Source organism: Natronomonas halophila (assembly GCF_013391085.1).
GTDB classification, from domain to species: Archaea; Halobacteriota; Halobacteria; order Halobacteriales; family Haloarculaceae; genus Natronomonas; species Natronomonas halophila.
On sequence record NZ_CP058334.1, the window covers coordinates 2,156,855 to 2,171,309 of the forward strand.

Consider the following 14,455-nt stretch of genomic DNA (forward strand, 5'->3'; position numbering starts at 1 on the left):
ACCACCTTACGGGGCGGCTTGGAACTTATAGATGGGCCTGCCGGCGGCCACTACATGAGGCCGCCGAGGAGCGTGCCGGCCAGCACTGCGAATAGGGCCAAAAGCAGCGTTCCGGCCGCGTTGGCCACCGCAGCGACGCCCTCACCGTCTTCGGCCAGCCGAACCGTCTCGACGGCGAACGACGAGAAGGTCGTGAAGGCGCCACAGAAGCCGACAGCGGCGGCAAGCAGGGCCGTCTCGCTTAACCCTGCCGCCAGCAGAACGCCGATGGCGAAACTGCCGAGGACGTTGACGACGAGCGTACCTCGGCCCCGTCCCTCGATTGCTTGCCCGACGGCGTAGCGCGCCAAGGCGCCACCGGCGCCGCCGAGACCGACCGCAAGCGCGCTCACGAGCGCCATCCGACCACCTCCCGTGCGAGCAGGACGGCGAGAAAGCCGAGCGCGTAGTTGGCGACGACGTTCAGCGCCGCCAGCCGCGGTGACAGCGCGACGGTTTCGGAGGCAAAGGTGCTGTAGGTGGTAAACGAGGAGAGAAAGCCCGTCGAAAGGAGGAGCCGCGCGCCGTCCGAAAGCCGCCCGCTCGCCGCAGTCTCGTAGACGACCACGCCGAGCAGGAACGCGCCGACGACGTTGACGGCGAGGGTGCCCCACGGGAACGCCTCGGGCAACGATACGCTGACGGCGTGCCGAGAGAGCGCGCCAGTGAAGCCGCCAGCCGCGACGAGGGCCGCGTTCCGGGGTCGCATGAACTCGACTCCACGGGGCGGATACAGGGGTTTTGCGGTTCACCACTCGCCCGTGCCGTCCATTTATATACGAACACGCGGCCACCGACCCCATGCGTCACAGCGAAGGCTTCCGCGCGGACGAACGCGCAATCGAGGGGTTGCCCGTCCGACTCGTCATCGCGATGGTCGTCGGCGTCGCCAGCCTCTCGGTCATGATGAGCATGCTCTCCGGAATCTCCGGCCTCGCGGTCACCGAACTCGACACGCAGCCGACGCCCGAGGTAGTCGCCCCCGGCAACGAGACGGTCGAGGTGCGGGTCGTCGACCCCGACGGCAATGGGGTGAGCGACGCCACCGTCGTCGCCCGTGGTGGGTCAGCGCGGCTGAATGGCGTCGAAACGGCGAAAACGGGGGAGAACGGCACTGCGGAACTCCAGTTGGCGCCTGACCTCGGCCCGAACCAGCGGGACGGCACTGTCGAATTCGACGTCAAGCCACCGGCTGGCAGTGAGTACGCCGACAAGCGGGAGAACACGGCGCTGCTGGTGGTGGAGGATTAGAGCTGCTCGTCCCAGTTAATCCAGGATTGCTCCCAACCCTTCCGGCGCTGGGCATCCCGTTGGGCGTGTTCGCGGTCCTCGCGGCGGGTCCGGTTCCGTTCGATAGTGTCGGCCTGCTCGCCCTCGACGAGCATCGGCTGGAAGGCGACGGTGCCGAACTCGGCGGTCGGCTCATCACCGTCGGCGTCGACGGCGACGAGTTCCTGTGCGCCGACGCCGAGCGGCATGACGAGATGTCCGTCGTCGGCGAGTTGGTCCAACAGTGCCTGGGGCGGGTTGGCGGCGGCGGCCTCCAGCAGAATCCGGTCGTAGGGCGCGTAATCCGGCAGGCCGCGGGCGCCGTCCCGGCAGTCGACGAGGACGCCGGGATAGCCCGCGCTGGCGAGGTTCGAGCGGGCGTCGTAGACGAGACGACGCGTGATATCGATGGCGTGGACGGAGGCTTCGCCGACGATTTCGGCGATGACGGCGGCCGTGTAGCCGACGCCGGCACCGACGACGAGCACGTCGTGGTCCGGTTCGACGTCGAGGGCCTCCAGCAGCCGGCCGGCCGCGCTCGGCGAGAGGACACGGGTACCGAAGCGCTCGAAGGAGCGGTCGGCGTAGGCGGCCGATTCGTCGTCGACGAACGGCTCGCGGGGCACCTCCCGCATCGCGACGCTGACGTGCTCGGAGCTCACGACGGCCTTGGCCTCGTGTTCGAGGCTATCGACCATATCGTCCCGCAGCACGTCGGGGTCCATATCGACGCCTCGGTGCCGGAGCCTATTCAACTCCGCGCCCGACGGCCGCCGAGTAGGGACTCGATGGAACGGCCTCGATGTGGACGTCCCCGTAGCCGTCGGCGAGCCACGACCGGACCGCCGCCGCGTCGTGGGCGCCGCCGCGGCCCGCGGCGAGGCGGTCGATATCCGCCAGCGCTGCGGCGTCGGTCACGCCCTGAAAGGCGTCGATAAAAACGGCCGCCGGGGCGGCGTCGCTGGCCACGGCGACGATGTTTCGGGCGTCCGCGGCGTCGTATCGCTGGAGGACGCCGATGCCGACGACGAGGTCACACGGCGGGAGGGCGGCGTCGGTCGGGTCGCCCGCTTGCAGTTCCACCGACTCGCGGGAAAGCAACGGTTCGACGGCGTCGATACGCTCCGGCGTGTCGTAGAGCGTGACGGACCAGCCGCGGTCCGCGAACTCGACGGCCCGGGAGCCGCCGCCGTCGCCCAGTACGACGACGCGGTCACCGTCGGGGGCGGCGTGGACAGCCGTCGTCACTTCCGAACGGACGCGTGCTGTGTCGGCGGCGCGTTCGCGGCCGAGTTCGTTGCGGAGGGCGTCGGCGGGTTCGGGCGGGTCGGCGCCGGCCAGCGTCTCTGGGAGGGCGACCCAGCGGTCGAAGGCGTCGAGTTCGGCGGGCAGGCGGCCGATAGACCGGAGGTCGGTCTTCGTGAGAAAGCCGAGCAAACGGTTGGTCGGTTCGTACTCGCCATCGACGTGGGCCAGAAATCCCTGCGCTTCGAGTGCAGCGACGAGTCGTTCGGCGGATTGGGGGTCGATGTCAGCCTCATCGGCGACGGTGTCGGCGGTTCCGGCGGTGGTCGCCAGCGCGTCGAGGGCGCCACAGCGGCGGGCGGCCCACAGCAGGGCGAGTTCGCGCCACTCGGCGGCCGCGCGGTCCTGTGTCGGCACGGGTTAGTCCCCCTGCATTCGGACGAACCGGACGCCGCCGTGGTCCTCGCGGTCGAGGCCCGTCTCGGTCTTGGTCGCCTTGATGAGGCGCTGTTCGGCCGTGCCGATGGGGCCGACGAAGATGCCCCCCCCGCGCAACTGGTCGACGATTCCCTCGGGTATCTCGGCGGCCGCGCAGGTGAGATAGGCCGCATCGTAGGGCGCGTGTTCGGACCAGCCCTCGTGGCCGTCGCCGACGCGTATCTCGATGTCGTAGCCGAGTTCGGAGAGGGTTTCGCGAGCGTCCTCGGCCAACTCGTCGAGGTACTCGACGCTGTAGACGTTCTCATCGCCGACGATTTCGGCGGTGACGGCGGCGTGATAGCCACAGCCGGTGCCGATTTCGAGCACCTCGTCGCCGTCCTCCAGTTCCAGCAACTCGGACATGATGCCGACGATGTGGGGCGCCGAGACGGTCTGGTCCGACCCGATGGGAAGCGGGCGGTCGATGTAGGCGCGGTCGCGGCGCGCTTCGGGGACGAACTCGTGGCGGGGGACTGCTTTCAGCGCCTCGATGACCGTCTCGTCGTCGAGGCGGCCGGCCCCGACGAGTGCGTCGACCATTTTCTCCCGCTGTTCGTCGAAGTCGTCACCGTCGGGCGGGTCGGCGCGGAACATGGGCCTACCAGCCGGACCAGGCCCGCTGGCGGGAGTTCTCGTTGCGGGCGTAGACCCGTTTGAGGTCCTTCGCGAAGGCATAATCGCCGTCGTGGTCGTAGCCCTCGCGGTCGTAGTTGGTCGCGTCCTCGCGGACGAGCAGGCGTTCGACGGTGAACTCCTCGTCGCCGTATTCGGTGGTCTCGCCGACGACGAACTTCTCGTCGCCCGGCACCTGAATTTTCGTGCTGCGGCTCTCGTCGTGGCCCCCGTCCTTCGGGTGCAGCGTCAGGTTGACCTGAACGTTCCCCACGGCGCGGGTCCAGACGGTCTTGATGTCCTTGGCTTCGGCCTCGTCGGCCCGGGCGTCGGTGGTCAGTTCCATCGACGTGATGCGGGCCCGATAGAGGGCGGCGTCGGTCTCGACGAGCAGTTCGTCGCCGACTTCGAGTTCCTCCTCGGGTTCGAGTTCGATTTGGCCTTCCTCGCTTTCGCCGTCCTGCGAGACGATAACCCGGCGGTCGATGGTCGATTCCTCTTCGATAGTCGTCTTGTGAACGTGGCCGCACTCGCTGCATCGGACGGTCGCCTGACCACCCTGTTTAAGTACCTCGTGGGCCGTTTCGGCGCCCTGCGAACAGGACGGACAGCGGACCGCAACGCGTTGTTGACTCATTATACGACATTTCTCGCGGGAACGTATAAGCGCGTGGCTCCGACGGGCGGGGGCTCACTCGGGGTCGGCCGCCGCGCCGCCCGCAGTCCCCGAGTCCGGCCCGTGTTCGCCGTCCGGTTGGGATTTCTCGGTTTTCGCGCCGTCCGGGTCGCCGTCGTCCTCGCCTTCTTCGTCACCCTCGCTCGGTTTGGCCGCGACGAGGCCTCGGCCTTCGGTGAACTCGTAGGTCGCCCAGCGGCGAATCGAGCGGACGCCGCTCATCTTCCGGACGCGGATGCGTTTCATGAGCGTATCCTCGACGAGGCTATCGTCGAGGACGAGGTCGATGACACCGTCGGCGATGTAGCCGAGGTCGTGGGGGAAGTCGTCGCCGTTGCCGATGCGGCTGGCGCCGACGAAGACCGGAACGGTTCGGGCCTTGCAGACGCTCGCTCGGAGGTCCTTGACGAAGTCGTAGGCCTGAACCGGCTGGACGAGCGAGCCGAACTCCGTCAGCGAGTCGATGACGACGACGCCCTCGTCGTCGTCCATCCCGTCGAGGCAGTTCTCCAGTCCGTTGAGGACCGCCTGTGGGTTCGTCGGGTCCCGGACGGTGTCCGTCGAGGCCATCGCCACGTCGTGGAGGTGGTGGGTCCAGTCGCTCATCCCGCGGACCATTTCGTCGGCGTCGTCCAGCCGGTAGGTAAAGCAATCGAGAATGCGCAACTGGCCGGAATCGAGGTAGGGAAGGACGTTCCAGCCCAGCCCGATGAACTCCTGGACGATGGCGACGGGCGTATCGAGGAACGCCACGATGACCGCGGGTTCCCCGCGCTGGAGCGCGCGCCATATCAACTCGCCGTGGAGGGCTTTGTCGCGGGTTCCCGGTTCGCCGGAGACGAGCACCAGCGAGTTGCGGGGAATCCCCTGTGGGAGACCGGCCCGGAGCGCTGAGACGCCGGGGTCGAACTGCCGAAACCCATGATATTCGGTGAACACGCGGTCCTCGGTGGTCATCATCTCCCGACACGGGGACGAACAGAAGTGGTAGGTTTCGCCGTTCCGCTCGGCGGTCACCGGCGCTTCCGGAATCGGTAGCCGACAGTAATCACATCGCTCGTCGGGCGCATCGGCTCCCTCGTCGCGCTCGGCGGCTGGCGGCTCCTCGGGTTCCATATGCCGCGCTATCGGGCCACACGATTAAAAGGGTCCTCCGCGCTTAGAGGCCTTCCAGCGAGCGCAGGCGTTGTTCGACCTCCGGCGGGGCGGCGCTGGGCCCGTCACGAACGCGGTGGTCCGGAACGAGAAGCGGCGCCGGGTTCTCCGAAAGCGCCGTCCGCACGAGTTGGATGTCCTCCGGTTCCTCGGGGTCCAGCGCCGGCGCCAGCGCCGCGAGTTTCTCGACGCCGACCTGCGACCCGTAGGGGACGCCGCGGACGGCCTCCAGAACCTCACGCTGGTCAGTAGCCATCGTCAGCGCCACGTTGACGTCGTTGAAATCGTCCTCCGACCTCTCCAGATACGCCTGAATCCGGTCGAGGAGTTCCAGTTCCTCCTCGGCGTCCTCGTCCGGCAGGTCCGGGAACGATACCGACAGTACTCGACCGCTCGCATAGCCGACCTGAACGTAACACTCCAGATATTCGGACTCCCGAGCGTAGATGCCCGCCTCGGACTCGGTGCTCATACTCCCGACTGTCGGGGGTCTAGGGTTTGTAACTTGAGGTGTATGACCGCTTCTATTTAAAAGAATCCGAGCAGTCGGGCGTTTTTGAGAAGTATCGGTCCACGATTTTCTCCGCGGTCCGGGCGGCCAGCGCCTGCCCGGTATTGGTCGGATTCGGGCCGCCGACGCCGTTGGCCAGTGCCGAGTGGTCGGCGACGAAGAGGCGGTCGACGTCGTAGGCCTCGCAGGCGGTGTCGACGACCTTGCCCATCGCCATCGTCGAGTGGATGTGCAGGGCCGTCGCCGGCGAGTCCGAACGGTGGACGTGGTCGGCGCCGGCCTCCTTGAGGATGTCCGTGGCGATTTCGGCGAGTTCGTCGCGGCGCTTGACGTCGCCCTCGCTGGGGACGTAGTTGACCTGTGGGACGGGACCGTGTTCGTCCTCGAGGCCGGGGGCGACGCTGACGCCGTTGCGCTGGTGGGGGCGGTCGTCGGTGACGACGAGGATGGGCAGGGCCTGCCGATAGCGTGAGAGGAACTCCTTGAGGTCGGTGCCGGCGATGCGGCCCTGTGAGTCCCACGGGGCATCCGAGACGTCGTTAGTGAACGTAAAGCCGGAGGCGGAGGCGCCGAACCCGAGGACGGCGGCGATGCCGGGGCCCGAACCGGTGGTCTGGAGCATGCCGACGCCCGGGTAGTCGAAGCGGGCGGCGATGGTCTGTCCTTCCTGGGGGTCGACGGCGGGTTTGCCGACGCGCTCTTCGAGGACCTCCTCCTCCCAGAAGCCCATGACGTTGTCGCCGAAGTGAATGGTCATGCCCTTGCCGACCCAGCCGTTGTTCGGGAGGCCCGAGTTGAGCCACAGGCGCGGCGTTTCGATGGCGCCGGCGGCGAGAACGACGGCGTCAGCCGAAACCTGTCGGGTGTCGCCGGACCACGTATCGCGGAACTCGATGCCGGTGGCTTCCGGGTTGCCGCAGAGCGAGCGGTCCACGAGGACGTCCGTGGCGAAGGCGTTCGGCCGGACGGTGACGTTGCCCGTCTCCAGCGCGGGTGGGACGAAGCCGACGTTGGAGGCCTTCTTGGCCTTCTCCTCGAAGGGCGCGCCGCGGGGGACGGGGTTGCCGACGATTTCGTGGGCGGCGAGGGTGTGGCCCTCCACGGGGTCCTCGGGATTATCCGCGTCCGGATGTCGGAAGTTGCCGTCGTAGTCGTTGTCGACGTGGAGTTTCTCGTCGGGACGCATGAGCGCGTTGGGCTGTGGGCGGTAGCCAGCGGAATCGACGTTCTTGTCGTCGATGAGGTCCCAACCGGCCGATTCGGCCCCCTGGAAGAACAGTTCCTCCTTGGCGGTGACGGGGGCGGGCTGGACGTCGAGCATCCCCTCGACCTCGCGGTAGTACGGCAGGAGGTCCTCGTAACTGATGTCGTTCGGCCAGTGGCCCTGTTCGTCGATTGCGGCCGGGTACGCGCGCGGATGATTACCCGTATAGAGGAGCGTCGTCCCGCCGACGCCGGCGGCCTGCAGGGTGGCGCCCGCGCCGGGGAACTTCCGGAACCAGTAGCCGCGCTCGTGGTCGGCCGGCCCGAACAGGAGCTTCTGGGTCATCTCCAGTTCGCGCGTGGTGAACTGCTCGTCGAGCAGGTCACCGGAGAGGTCGTCGATGCTGTCGGAGGCCTTCGCCTTGCCCGGTCCCTCGTGGGGGTTCGGCCAGTTCTCGTTGCCGTGGAAGGGGCCGGCTTCGAGGACGAGCACGTCGAGGCCCGCTTTCCCGAGTTTCCACGCCGCGACGGGGCCGTCCCCGCCGGCGCCGACGATGACGACGTCGTATTCGTCTTGCACCATCACCGGTCACCTCCCCGACCGAAGAACTGTGATTTCACCCGGGCGAGCAGGTCGTCGTCGAGACTCTCGCGAGCCTCGTCGACGGCGTCGTCCGGCTTTTTGACGTCCATCGCGTTCTCGAAGCCGCTGGCCGGCTCGCCGCTGGTGTCGAAGGGCTCCTCGTAGTCGCCGGTGTCGTAGTCGCCGTCGGTGAACTCGCCGGGTTGCATGTAGATTTTGGGCGCCGACCCGTCCTCCTGTTCGGCTTCCTCGTCGTTTCGGGGACTCTCGATGACCGACTCGTCGGGGAGCGTTTCGGGTGGACCGCCGCGGCGTTCGTCATCGCTGTCGAAGGCTTTCCAGACGGCGCCCTCGCCGAGGGAGGAATTGTCGTTGCCCCAGAAGCCGCGGAAGGCGGCGGCGCCGTCGATGATTCCGGGGAAGTCGGTCTGTCGCCAGCTCTGGAGTTTCTCGCCGTCGACGGTCTCGGAGAACTCGCGCTCGCTCGGCGGTGCGGAGACGTCCTCGTAGCCCTGCCACTCGCTGTAGTAGATTACCTGCGTGAACGCGACGACGAGTTGGGGGACGAGGCCGGCGGTGCCCTCCAGAACGGGCAGCGGAACGCCGACGTCCGCGGCGGCCGACGACAGGGCGGCGGTGTCGACTTCCTTCTCGTCCAGCAGGGCGAGCGCGCGGAGGCGGTCCGTTCGCGCCAGCGAGGCGAAGGGGCCGCCGGCGTCGTATCGGGTCGGGTCCGGCGTGGCCTCGTTTTCGCCGCGGGCGATGAGTTCCACCGCGGCGACGTCACAGACCTTGGCGACGGCCTCGGCGAGTCGGAGGTTCTCCTCGGTTCGGACCGGTATCCCGGCCGAAAACAGCGTGTTCACGTACTCGATGAGGTAGGCGTCGAGGCCGATGTTCAGGCCGCCGGGTTTGTCCTCGGGGCCGAGCCCCTCCGGAACCTCGTCGATTTCGGGGATGACGGCGTCCACGACGGCGGTGTACGCCGCCTGCGTGGTCGGGTCGGTTTCGCGGGCGCTCTGGGCGGCCGCCTCGGCGGACGGCAGCGCCATCGCGGCGCCCGCCCCCACGACGCCGCGAAGCACCGTCCGCCGACCGATGCTAAACTCCTCCATAGTTGTCCACGAATACATCTACATACGTATAGGACTTGTAGTGGACATTTCAGGCGTTTTATTACCAATATGGTGGGTAAAACGGCGAAATACGATGACGATGGGCTGCCTCAAATCGGACATCGGAAAACAACGTTCGAACAGTTCTATTCTCTGTATCCGCGGTACGTCGTGAGAGACGCTGGGTGATTCGGCCCTCGCGTACGTCCGAGGCGCAACCCTTTTGTACAGATAAGTCCGTTAGCGTACAGTAATGGACACAACCAACGAGTTGGCGCCGGCGGTCCGCTCGATTCTGGAGGCGGCCGCCGAGCGGCCCGGCGGTGACGAGCGCGTCGCCGTCGACCCGCGGTCGCTGCCCGAAGCCTTCGCCGCCGCGGAGGCCGACGGTCGCGTCCCCCTCATCGCGGAGGTGAAACCGACCAGTCCGACGACCGAGGGCGAACGAACCGACGACCCGGTCGCGCTCGCCGAGGCCATGGTCGACGGCGGCGCCGCGGCGCTGTCGGTGCTGACCGAACCCGAACACTTCGGCGGGTCGCCCGAGACCCTGCGTCGGGTTCGGGAAGCCGTCGACGTGCCGGTGCTTCGGAAGGACTTCATCGTCCGCGAGGAGCAACTCGATACCGTCGAAGCGGACGTCGTCCTGCTCATCGTCCGCTTCGTCGACGACCTCGAAGGTCTGCTCGAAGCGGCCCGCGAGCGCGGCTTCCAGGTGCTCGTGGAGGCCCACACCGCCGAAGAGGTGGAGGCGGCGCTCGACGCCGGCGCGGATATCATCGGCATCAACAACCGCGACCTCGCGGAACTGGAGGTCGATTTAGGGACGTTCGAGCGGGTCGCCGACTCGATTCCGGCAGCAACTCGCGAGAGCGTCACCCTGATTGCGGAAAGTGGCATAGAGTCACGGGAAGACGTCTCGCGAATGCGCCGTGCGGGGGCCGACGGCCTGCTCGTCGGGTCGGCCATCATGGACGGCGACGTTCGCGAGAACACACAGGGACTCACCAATGTCTAAATCGGACACGAAATTCGGCGACTACGGCGGCCAGTACGTCCCCGAGGCGTTGATGCCCGCCATCGAGGAGTTGACCGACGCCTACGAGCGGTACGTGCTGGACAACGAGGACGGCTTCATGGACGAGTTCCGCGAGCGCATCCGGGACTTCGGCGGGCGCCCCACCCCGCTGCAGCGGGCCGACCAGCTCTCCGAGCGCTACGACACCGAGGTCTACCTCAAGCGCGAGGACCTGCTGCACGGCGGCGCGCACAAGCTCAACAACGCCCTCGGGCAGGTCCTGCTGGCGAAGTACATGGGCAAAGAGCGCATTATCGCCGAGACCGGCGCCGGCCAGCACGGCACCGCGACGGCGATGGCCGCCGCCCACCTCGATATGCCCTGCGAGATTTACATGGGCCGACGGGACATCAACCGCCAGCGCCCCAACGTGTTCCGGATGCGCATCAACGGCGCCGAGGTCAACCCGGTCGATATCGGCCGCGGCACGCTCAAGGAGGCCATCTCTGAGACCATGCGCGACTGGGCGACCACCGTCGAGACGACCCACTACGTCATCGGGTCGGTCGTCGGGCCCGCCCCCTTCCCGGCGATGGTCCGGGACTTCCAGTCCGTGATTTCGGAGGAGGCACGCCGCCAGTCGGAAGAGCAGTTCGGCGACCTGCCGGGTGCCGTCGTCGCCTGCGCCGGTGGTGGGTCGAACACGATGGGTGCCTTTGCGGAGTTCATCGACGACGAAGACGTCGACCTCTATGCGGTCGAAGCCGGTGGCTCCTCGCTGACCGTCGACGAGGAGGAAGGCGTCGCGCCGCACTCGGCCTCCCTCTCGACGGGCGAGGAGGGCGTCCTCCACGGCGCGCGCACGAAACTCCTGCAGGACACCCACGGCCAGATTATGGAATCCCACAGCGTCTCATCGGGCCTCGACTACTCCGGCGTCGGTCCCGAACTCGCCTACCTCGTCGACGAGGGTCGTGTCATCCCGAAGAACGTCGGCGATGAGTCGGCGCTGGAAGCCTTCCACCGCCTCTCGCAGGACGAAGGTATTATTCCCGCCCTCGAAACCGCCCACGCCTTCGGCTTCCTCGAAGACGTGGCCGGCCCCGACGGCGACGGGTCGGTCGACCTGCCCGAAACCGTCGTCGTCAACGTCTCCGGCCGCGGCGACAAGGACCTCGAAGCCGTCATCGAGGAAACCGACAAGCGCGAGTTGGAGAACGCGCCGACGATGGAGGTCTTTGAGTAATGGGACTTGAGGATTCTTTCGACGAACCGGCCTTCGTCCCCTACCTCGCGGCCGGCGACCCCGATTTCGACTCGTCTATCGAGTACGTCGAGGCCCTCGAACGCGGCGGCGCCGATATCATCGAACTCGGCCTGCCCTTCTCCGAACCCATCGCCGAGGGGCCGACCATCCAGCAGGCCGTCGTCCGGTCGCTGGAGGGCGGGATGACCCCCGAGCGGTTCTTCGAGTTCGTCGAGGAACTGGATGTCGACGTGCCGCTGGTCTGTATGACCTACTACAATCTGATTTATCAGTACGGTCCCGAGGACGCGGAACCCGTCCTCCCCTTTGTCAAACGCGCCGCCGAGGTCGGTCTTGAGGGCTTCGTCGTCCCCGACCTGCCCGCCGAGGAAGCCGACCTGCTTCGGGAGGCCTGCGACGACCACGGTCTCGACCTCGTGTTCATCGTCGCGCCGACGACGAAAGGCGAACGCCTCGACCGCATCATGGAACAGGTTTCGGGCTACGTCTACGTGCAGGCCCGCCTCGGCGTCACGGGCGCCCGTGCGGACGTCTCCGACCAGACCGAGGAGAGCCTCGCACGCCTCGAACAGTACGACGTCCCGAAGGCGGTCGGCTTCGGCATCTCCAGCGGCGAGCAGGCCGCCGACGTCGTTGCGGCGGGCGCCGACGGCGTCATCGTCGGCTCGGCGCTCGTGGATATCGTCGCCGAGGGCCACGAAGAGGACGAACCGACCGAGGAGACGGCCGCGAAACTGGAATCGCTCGCTCGCGAACTGAAGGAGGGCGCCCTCGCCGGCGCGCAACGTCGGCCGCGACCGGAAGGAACATGACCGAACCTACCACACCCACACATATGACAACAGGGACCGCTGCACGCCTCGACCGCATCGGCACGGACGGCCGCTACGTCACCGTGCCGATGGACCACGGCATCACACTCGGGCCCGTCAAAGGCCTGAAAGACGTCGAATCGACCATCGACGCCGTCACCCGCGGCGGCGCCGACTCCGTACTGACCCAGAAGGGCATCGCCGACCGCGTCCACGGCAACACGAACGGCGCGGGCTATATCGTCCATCTCAACGGCTCGACGGTTATCGGCCCGGACTCCAACGACAAACGGACGACCGGCTCGGTAAAGTCGGCCATCCGCGCCGGCGCCGACGCCGTCTCCTTCCACTTCAACGTCGGCTCCGATTACGAACCCGAACAGATGTCGGAACTCGCCGAAGTGACCGAGGAGGCCGCCGAATACGGCATTCCCGTGCTGGCGATGACCTACGCCCGCGGCCCCGGCATCGAGGGCGACGACCCCGAAGCCCTCGGCCACGCCGTCCGCCTCGGCGAGGAACTGGGCGCTGACCTCATCAAGACGGGCTACAGCGGCGATGCCGAGTCCTTCGAGCACGTCTGTGAATCGACCTCGCTGCCCGTCCTCATCGCCGGTGGGTCGCCGGACGGCGACCTCGCGGCCCTGCAGGACGTCCGCGGCGCGATGGACGCCGGCGGCGCTGGCGTCTCGATGGGGCGGACGATTTTCCAGCACGACGACCCAGAAAAGATGGCGCGCGCCGTTTCGCTCGTCGTCCACGACGACCTGTCGGCCGAGGACGCCCTCGAACGGTCCGGCCTCGCGGTCGAGGCCTGATTAGTCGGTTTCCCGCTCGCGGAGGTCCGTCCGCCTGATTTTTCCGGTCGTCGTCGTCGGCAGTTCGTCGACGAACTCGATTTCGCGCGGGTATTCGTGTTTCGCGAGGTTCTCCTTGACGAGCGTGCGGACCGCCTCCTTGAGGCCATCGTCCGCCTCGACGCCGGCGACGGGTTGGCAGAAGGCCTTGATGACCTCGCCGCGCGTATCGTCCGGAATCCCCACCACTCCGGCCTGTTCGATTTTCGGGTGTTCGAGGATGGCTTCCTCGACTTCGCCGGGACCGACGCGGTAGCCGCTGGTGATGATGAGGTCGTCGTCGCGTGATTTGAACCAGATGTAGCCCTCCTCGTCCTGTTCGGCGAGGTCACCCGTGAGGTGCCACTCGGCGACGCGGACGCTGTCGGTCTTTTCGGGCTGGTTCCAGTACTCCTCGAAGAGGACGGGGTCGCCCTCGCGTTTGACGGCGATTTCGCCGACCTCGCCGCGCGGTTGTTCCTCGCCGGTCTCCGAATCGACGATGCCGACGTCGTGGCCCGGCACCGGCTTGCCCATGCTGCCCGGTTTCGCGGTGAACCACGACTGGCAGTTCGACACCAGCAGGTTCGCCTCCGTCTGGCCGTAGAGTTCGTTCATCGCGACGCCTTCCAGTTCCGAATCGGCCCACTCCATAATCTCGGGCGTCAGCGGTTCGCCGCCGGAACAGACCGCTTCGAGGGCGAGGTCGTAGTCGTCGGCGTCGACGTTCATCATCATCCGGATGGCCGTCGGCGGCAGGAACGCCGAGGTAATTCGGAACTCCTCCATGAGGTCGAAGGCGGTTTCGGCGTCGAACTCGCCCATCGGGTAGCCGACGACGGGTCGGCCGTAGTGCCACGCCGGAAACAGCAAGTCCCCGAGGGCGCCGATCCACGCCCAGTCCGCGGGCGTCCAGCAGACCGTCCCCGCGAGGTCGAGTTCGAAGTACATCTTGAAGGCCGGACAGTGGCCGAGCCAGACGTCGTGGCTGTGGAGGGCGCCCTTCGGCGGGCCGGTCGATCCGCTGGTGTACATGATGATGGCCGGCGTCTCCGGGCCAGTGTCGACGGCCTCGAACGACGGCGAGGCCTCCGTCAACATGTTGCTGAAGGAGTTCGGCGCCTCGTGGCCCCCGTCGTGTTTCCAGTCGACTTCGATGACCTCCTCGAGGTCCGGGCAGTTCTCGCTGGCGGCGTCGACGGCCTCGTAGCGGTCGGTATCGACGAGGACGGCCGTTGCAGCGCTGTCTTCGAGGCGGTATTCGAGCGCGTCGGGGCCGAACAGCACCGACAGCGGCATCGAGATGGCGCCGAGTTTCCAGCAGGCCAGATGCGTTATCGGGTTGGCCGGAACCTGTGGGAGGACGACACCGACCCGGTCGCCGCGTTCGATGCCCGCATCCGCGAGCGCGTTCGCAAAGCGGTCCGAGAGGCGGTCGAGGTCCGCGAAGGTGTATGTCTCCCGGCGGCCGTCCGGATAGGCCTGAAAGAGGGCGACTCTCGCCTCGGGGTCCTCGTGCTTGCCGACGAGATCGTGGGCCGCGTTGTAGTCGGCCGGCACGTCCCAGTTGAACTCCTCGCGGGCCGTCTCGTAACTGCCGGTCGGAAGCGTGATGTTCCAGGTCATGGCTATGT

16 protein-coding genes are annotated in these 14,455 nt (G+C 67.3%); 5 read left to right on the forward strand and 11 right to left on the reverse strand.

The window, feature by feature from the left end:
* Positions 1-50: 50 nt before the first annotated feature.
* Together HWV23_RS11515 and HWV23_RS11520 are read right to left on the reverse strand one after the other, a co-directional pair.
* The gene (locus tag HWV23_RS11515) at positions 51-401 is read right to left on the reverse strand and encodes a fluoride efflux transporter FluC (RefSeq protein WP_178290542.1); all 351 of its coding nucleotides are present in this window, start codon (positions 399-401) and stop codon (positions 51-53) included.
* Positions 389-748 (reverse strand): fluoride efflux transporter FluC, encoded by a 360-nt coding sequence (locus HWV23_RS11520; RefSeq protein ID WP_178290543.1) that lies wholly within the window; start codon positions 746-748, stop codon positions 389-391. The genes HWV23_RS11515 and HWV23_RS11520 overlap by 13 nt, the downstream gene beginning before the upstream one ends.
* 92 nt (positions 749-840) lie before the next feature.
* On the opposite strand from HWV23_RS11520, the gene HWV23_RS11525 reads away from it, so the two are divergent.
* Complete coding sequence (locus HWV23_RS11525) at positions 841-1,290, forward strand: DUF7382 domain-containing protein (RefSeq protein WP_178290544.1); 450 nt, start codon at positions 841-843, stop codon at positions 1,288-1,290.
* Here the strand turns inward: HWV23_RS11525 and HWV23_RS11530 are convergent.
* From HWV23_RS11530 to HWV23_RS11565, 8 genes are read right to left on the reverse strand one after another with little or no spacing between them, the layout of a single operon-like run.
* Positions 1,287-2,033 (reverse strand): protein-L-isoaspartate O-methyltransferase family protein, encoded by a 747-nt coding sequence (locus tag HWV23_RS11530; RefSeq protein ID WP_178290545.1) that lies wholly within the window; start codon positions 2,031-2,033, stop codon positions 1,287-1,289. The two genes, HWV23_RS11525 and HWV23_RS11530, sit on opposite strands and share 4 nt — an antisense overlap.
* 22 nt (positions 2,034-2,055) lie before the next feature.
* On the reverse strand, positions 2,056-2,970 hold the full coding sequence (locus HWV23_RS11535) for a class I SAM-dependent methyltransferase (protein WP_178290546.1): 915 nt from the start codon (positions 2,968-2,970) through the stop codon (positions 2,056-2,058).
* A 3-nt stretch (positions 2,971-2,973) separates the two neighbouring features.
* Positions 2,974-3,627 carry a protein-L-isoaspartate(D-aspartate) O-methyltransferase gene (locus tag HWV23_RS11540; RefSeq protein ID WP_178290547.1) on the reverse strand — a complete coding sequence of 218 codons (654 nt, stop codon included), beginning with the start codon at positions 3,625-3,627 and terminating at the stop codon, positions 2,974-2,976.
* Positions 3,628-3,631: 4 nt separating this feature from the next.
* Positions 3,632-4,282, reverse strand: a complete 651-nt coding sequence (locus HWV23_RS11545; RefSeq protein ID WP_178290548.1) for an HVO_0476 family zinc finger protein — start codon at positions 4,280-4,282, stop codon at positions 3,632-3,634.
* A 54-nt stretch (positions 4,283-4,336) separates the two neighbouring features.
* Positions 4,337-5,437, reverse strand: a complete 1,101-nt coding sequence (locus HWV23_RS11550; RefSeq protein WP_178290549.1) for an ATPase domain-containing protein — start codon at positions 5,435-5,437, stop codon at positions 4,337-4,339.
* Between the two features lie 43 nt (positions 5,438-5,480).
* Positions 5,481-5,948, reverse strand: a complete 468-nt coding sequence (locus HWV23_RS11555; protein WP_178290550.1) for an MGMT family protein — start codon at positions 5,946-5,948, stop codon at positions 5,481-5,483.
* A 52-nt stretch (positions 5,949-6,000) separates the two neighbouring features.
* Positions 6,001-7,773, reverse strand: a complete 1,773-nt coding sequence (locus HWV23_RS11560; RefSeq protein WP_178290551.1) for a GMC family oxidoreductase N-terminal domain-containing protein — start codon at positions 7,771-7,773, stop codon at positions 6,001-6,003.
* The gene (locus HWV23_RS11565; RefSeq protein WP_178290552.1) at positions 7,773-8,888 is read right to left on the reverse strand and encodes a hypothetical protein; all 1,116 of its coding nucleotides are present in this window, start codon (positions 8,886-8,888) and stop codon (positions 7,773-7,775) included. The genes HWV23_RS11560 and HWV23_RS11565 overlap by 1 nt, the downstream gene beginning before the upstream one ends.
* Positions 8,889-9,141: 253 nt before the next feature.
* Here HWV23_RS11565 and trpC point away from each other — a divergent pair, with 253 nt between their 5' ends.
* The 4 genes from trpC to HWV23_RS11585 are packed head-to-tail and all read left to right on the forward strand — an operon-like array spanning position 9,142 to position 12,803.
* Positions 9,142-9,906, forward strand: coding sequence for an indole-3-glycerol phosphate synthase (trpC, locus tag HWV23_RS11570; protein ID WP_178290553.1), 765 nt, complete (start codon positions 9,142-9,144; stop codon positions 9,904-9,906).
* Positions 9,899-11,152 (forward strand): tryptophan synthase subunit beta, encoded by a 1,254-nt coding sequence (gene trpB, locus HWV23_RS11575; RefSeq protein WP_178290554.1) that lies wholly within the window; start codon positions 9,899-9,901, stop codon positions 11,150-11,152. Before trpC ends, trpB begins: the two co-directional genes overlap by 8 nt.
* Positions 11,152-11,985 (forward strand): tryptophan synthase subunit alpha, encoded by an 834-nt coding sequence (gene trpA / locus HWV23_RS11580; RefSeq protein ID WP_178290555.1) that lies wholly within the window; start codon positions 11,152-11,154, stop codon positions 11,983-11,985. Before trpB ends, trpA begins: the two co-directional genes overlap by 1 nt.
* A gap of 23 nt (positions 11,986-12,008) precedes the next feature.
* A complete protein-coding gene (locus tag HWV23_RS11585; RefSeq protein ID WP_178290556.1) occupies positions 12,009-12,803 on the forward strand; it encodes a 2-amino-3,7-dideoxy-D-threo-hept-6-ulosonate synthase in 795 nt (264 codons plus the stop codon).
* Here HWV23_RS11585 and HWV23_RS11590 read toward each other — a convergent pair whose 3' ends face one another.
* Positions 12,804-14,447 (reverse strand): AMP-binding protein, encoded by a 1,644-nt coding sequence (locus HWV23_RS11590; RefSeq protein WP_178290557.1) that lies wholly within the window; start codon positions 14,445-14,447, stop codon positions 12,804-12,806.
* Positions 14,448-14,455 lie beyond the last annotated feature (8 nt).

Coding starts and splice junctions, on each gene's coding strand:
- HWV23_RS11515 (WP_178290542.1), bottom strand. CDS start 401: ATGGCGCTCGTGAGCGCGCTTGCGGTCGGTCTCGGCGGCGCCGGTGGC.
- HWV23_RS11520 (WP_178290543.1), bottom strand. CDS start 748: ATGCGACCCCGGAACGCGGCCCTCGTCGCGGCTGGCGGCTTCACTGGC.
- HWV23_RS11525 (WP_178290544.1), top strand. CDS start 841: ATGCGTCACAGCGAAGGCTTCCGCGCGGACGAACGCGCAATCGAGGGG.
- HWV23_RS11530 (WP_178290545.1), bottom strand. CDS start 2,033: ATGGACCCCGACGTGCTGCGGGACGATATGGTCGATAGCCTCGAACAC.
- HWV23_RS11540 (WP_178290547.1), bottom strand. CDS start 3,627: ATGTTCCGCGCCGACCCGCCCGACGGTGACGACTTCGACGAACAGCGG.
- HWV23_RS11545 (WP_178290548.1), bottom strand. CDS start 4,282: ATGAGTCAACAACGCGTTGCGGTCCGCTGTCCGTCCTGTTCGCAGGGC.
- HWV23_RS11550 (WP_178290549.1), bottom strand. CDS start 5,437: ATGGAACCCGAGGAGCCGCCAGCCGCCGAGCGCGACGAGGGAGCCGAT.
- HWV23_RS11555 (WP_178290550.1), bottom strand. CDS start 5,948: ATGAGCACCGAGTCCGAGGCGGGCATCTACGCTCGGGAGTCCGAATAT.
- HWV23_RS11560 (WP_178290551.1), bottom strand. CDS start 7,773: ATGGTGCAAGACGAATACGACGTCGTCATCGTCGGCGCCGGCGGGGAC.
- HWV23_RS11565 (WP_178290552.1), bottom strand. CDS start 8,888: ATGGAGGAGTTTAGCATCGGTCGGCGGACGGTGCTTCGCGGCGTCGTG.
- trpC (WP_178290553.1), top strand. CDS start 9,142: ATGGACACAACCAACGAGTTGGCGCCGGCGGTCCGCTCGATTCTGGAG.
- trpB (WP_178290554.1), top strand. CDS start 9,899: ATGTCTAAATCGGACACGAAATTCGGCGACTACGGCGGCCAGTACGTC.
- trpA (WP_178290555.1), top strand. CDS start 11,152: ATGGGACTTGAGGATTCTTTCGACGAACCGGCCTTCGTCCCCTACCTC.
- HWV23_RS11585 (WP_178290556.1), top strand. CDS start 12,009: ATGACAACAGGGACCGCTGCACGCCTCGACCGCATCGGCACGGACGGC.
- HWV23_RS11590 (WP_178290557.1), bottom strand. CDS start 14,447: ATGACCTGGAACATCACGCTTCCGACCGGCAGTTACGAGACGGCCCGC.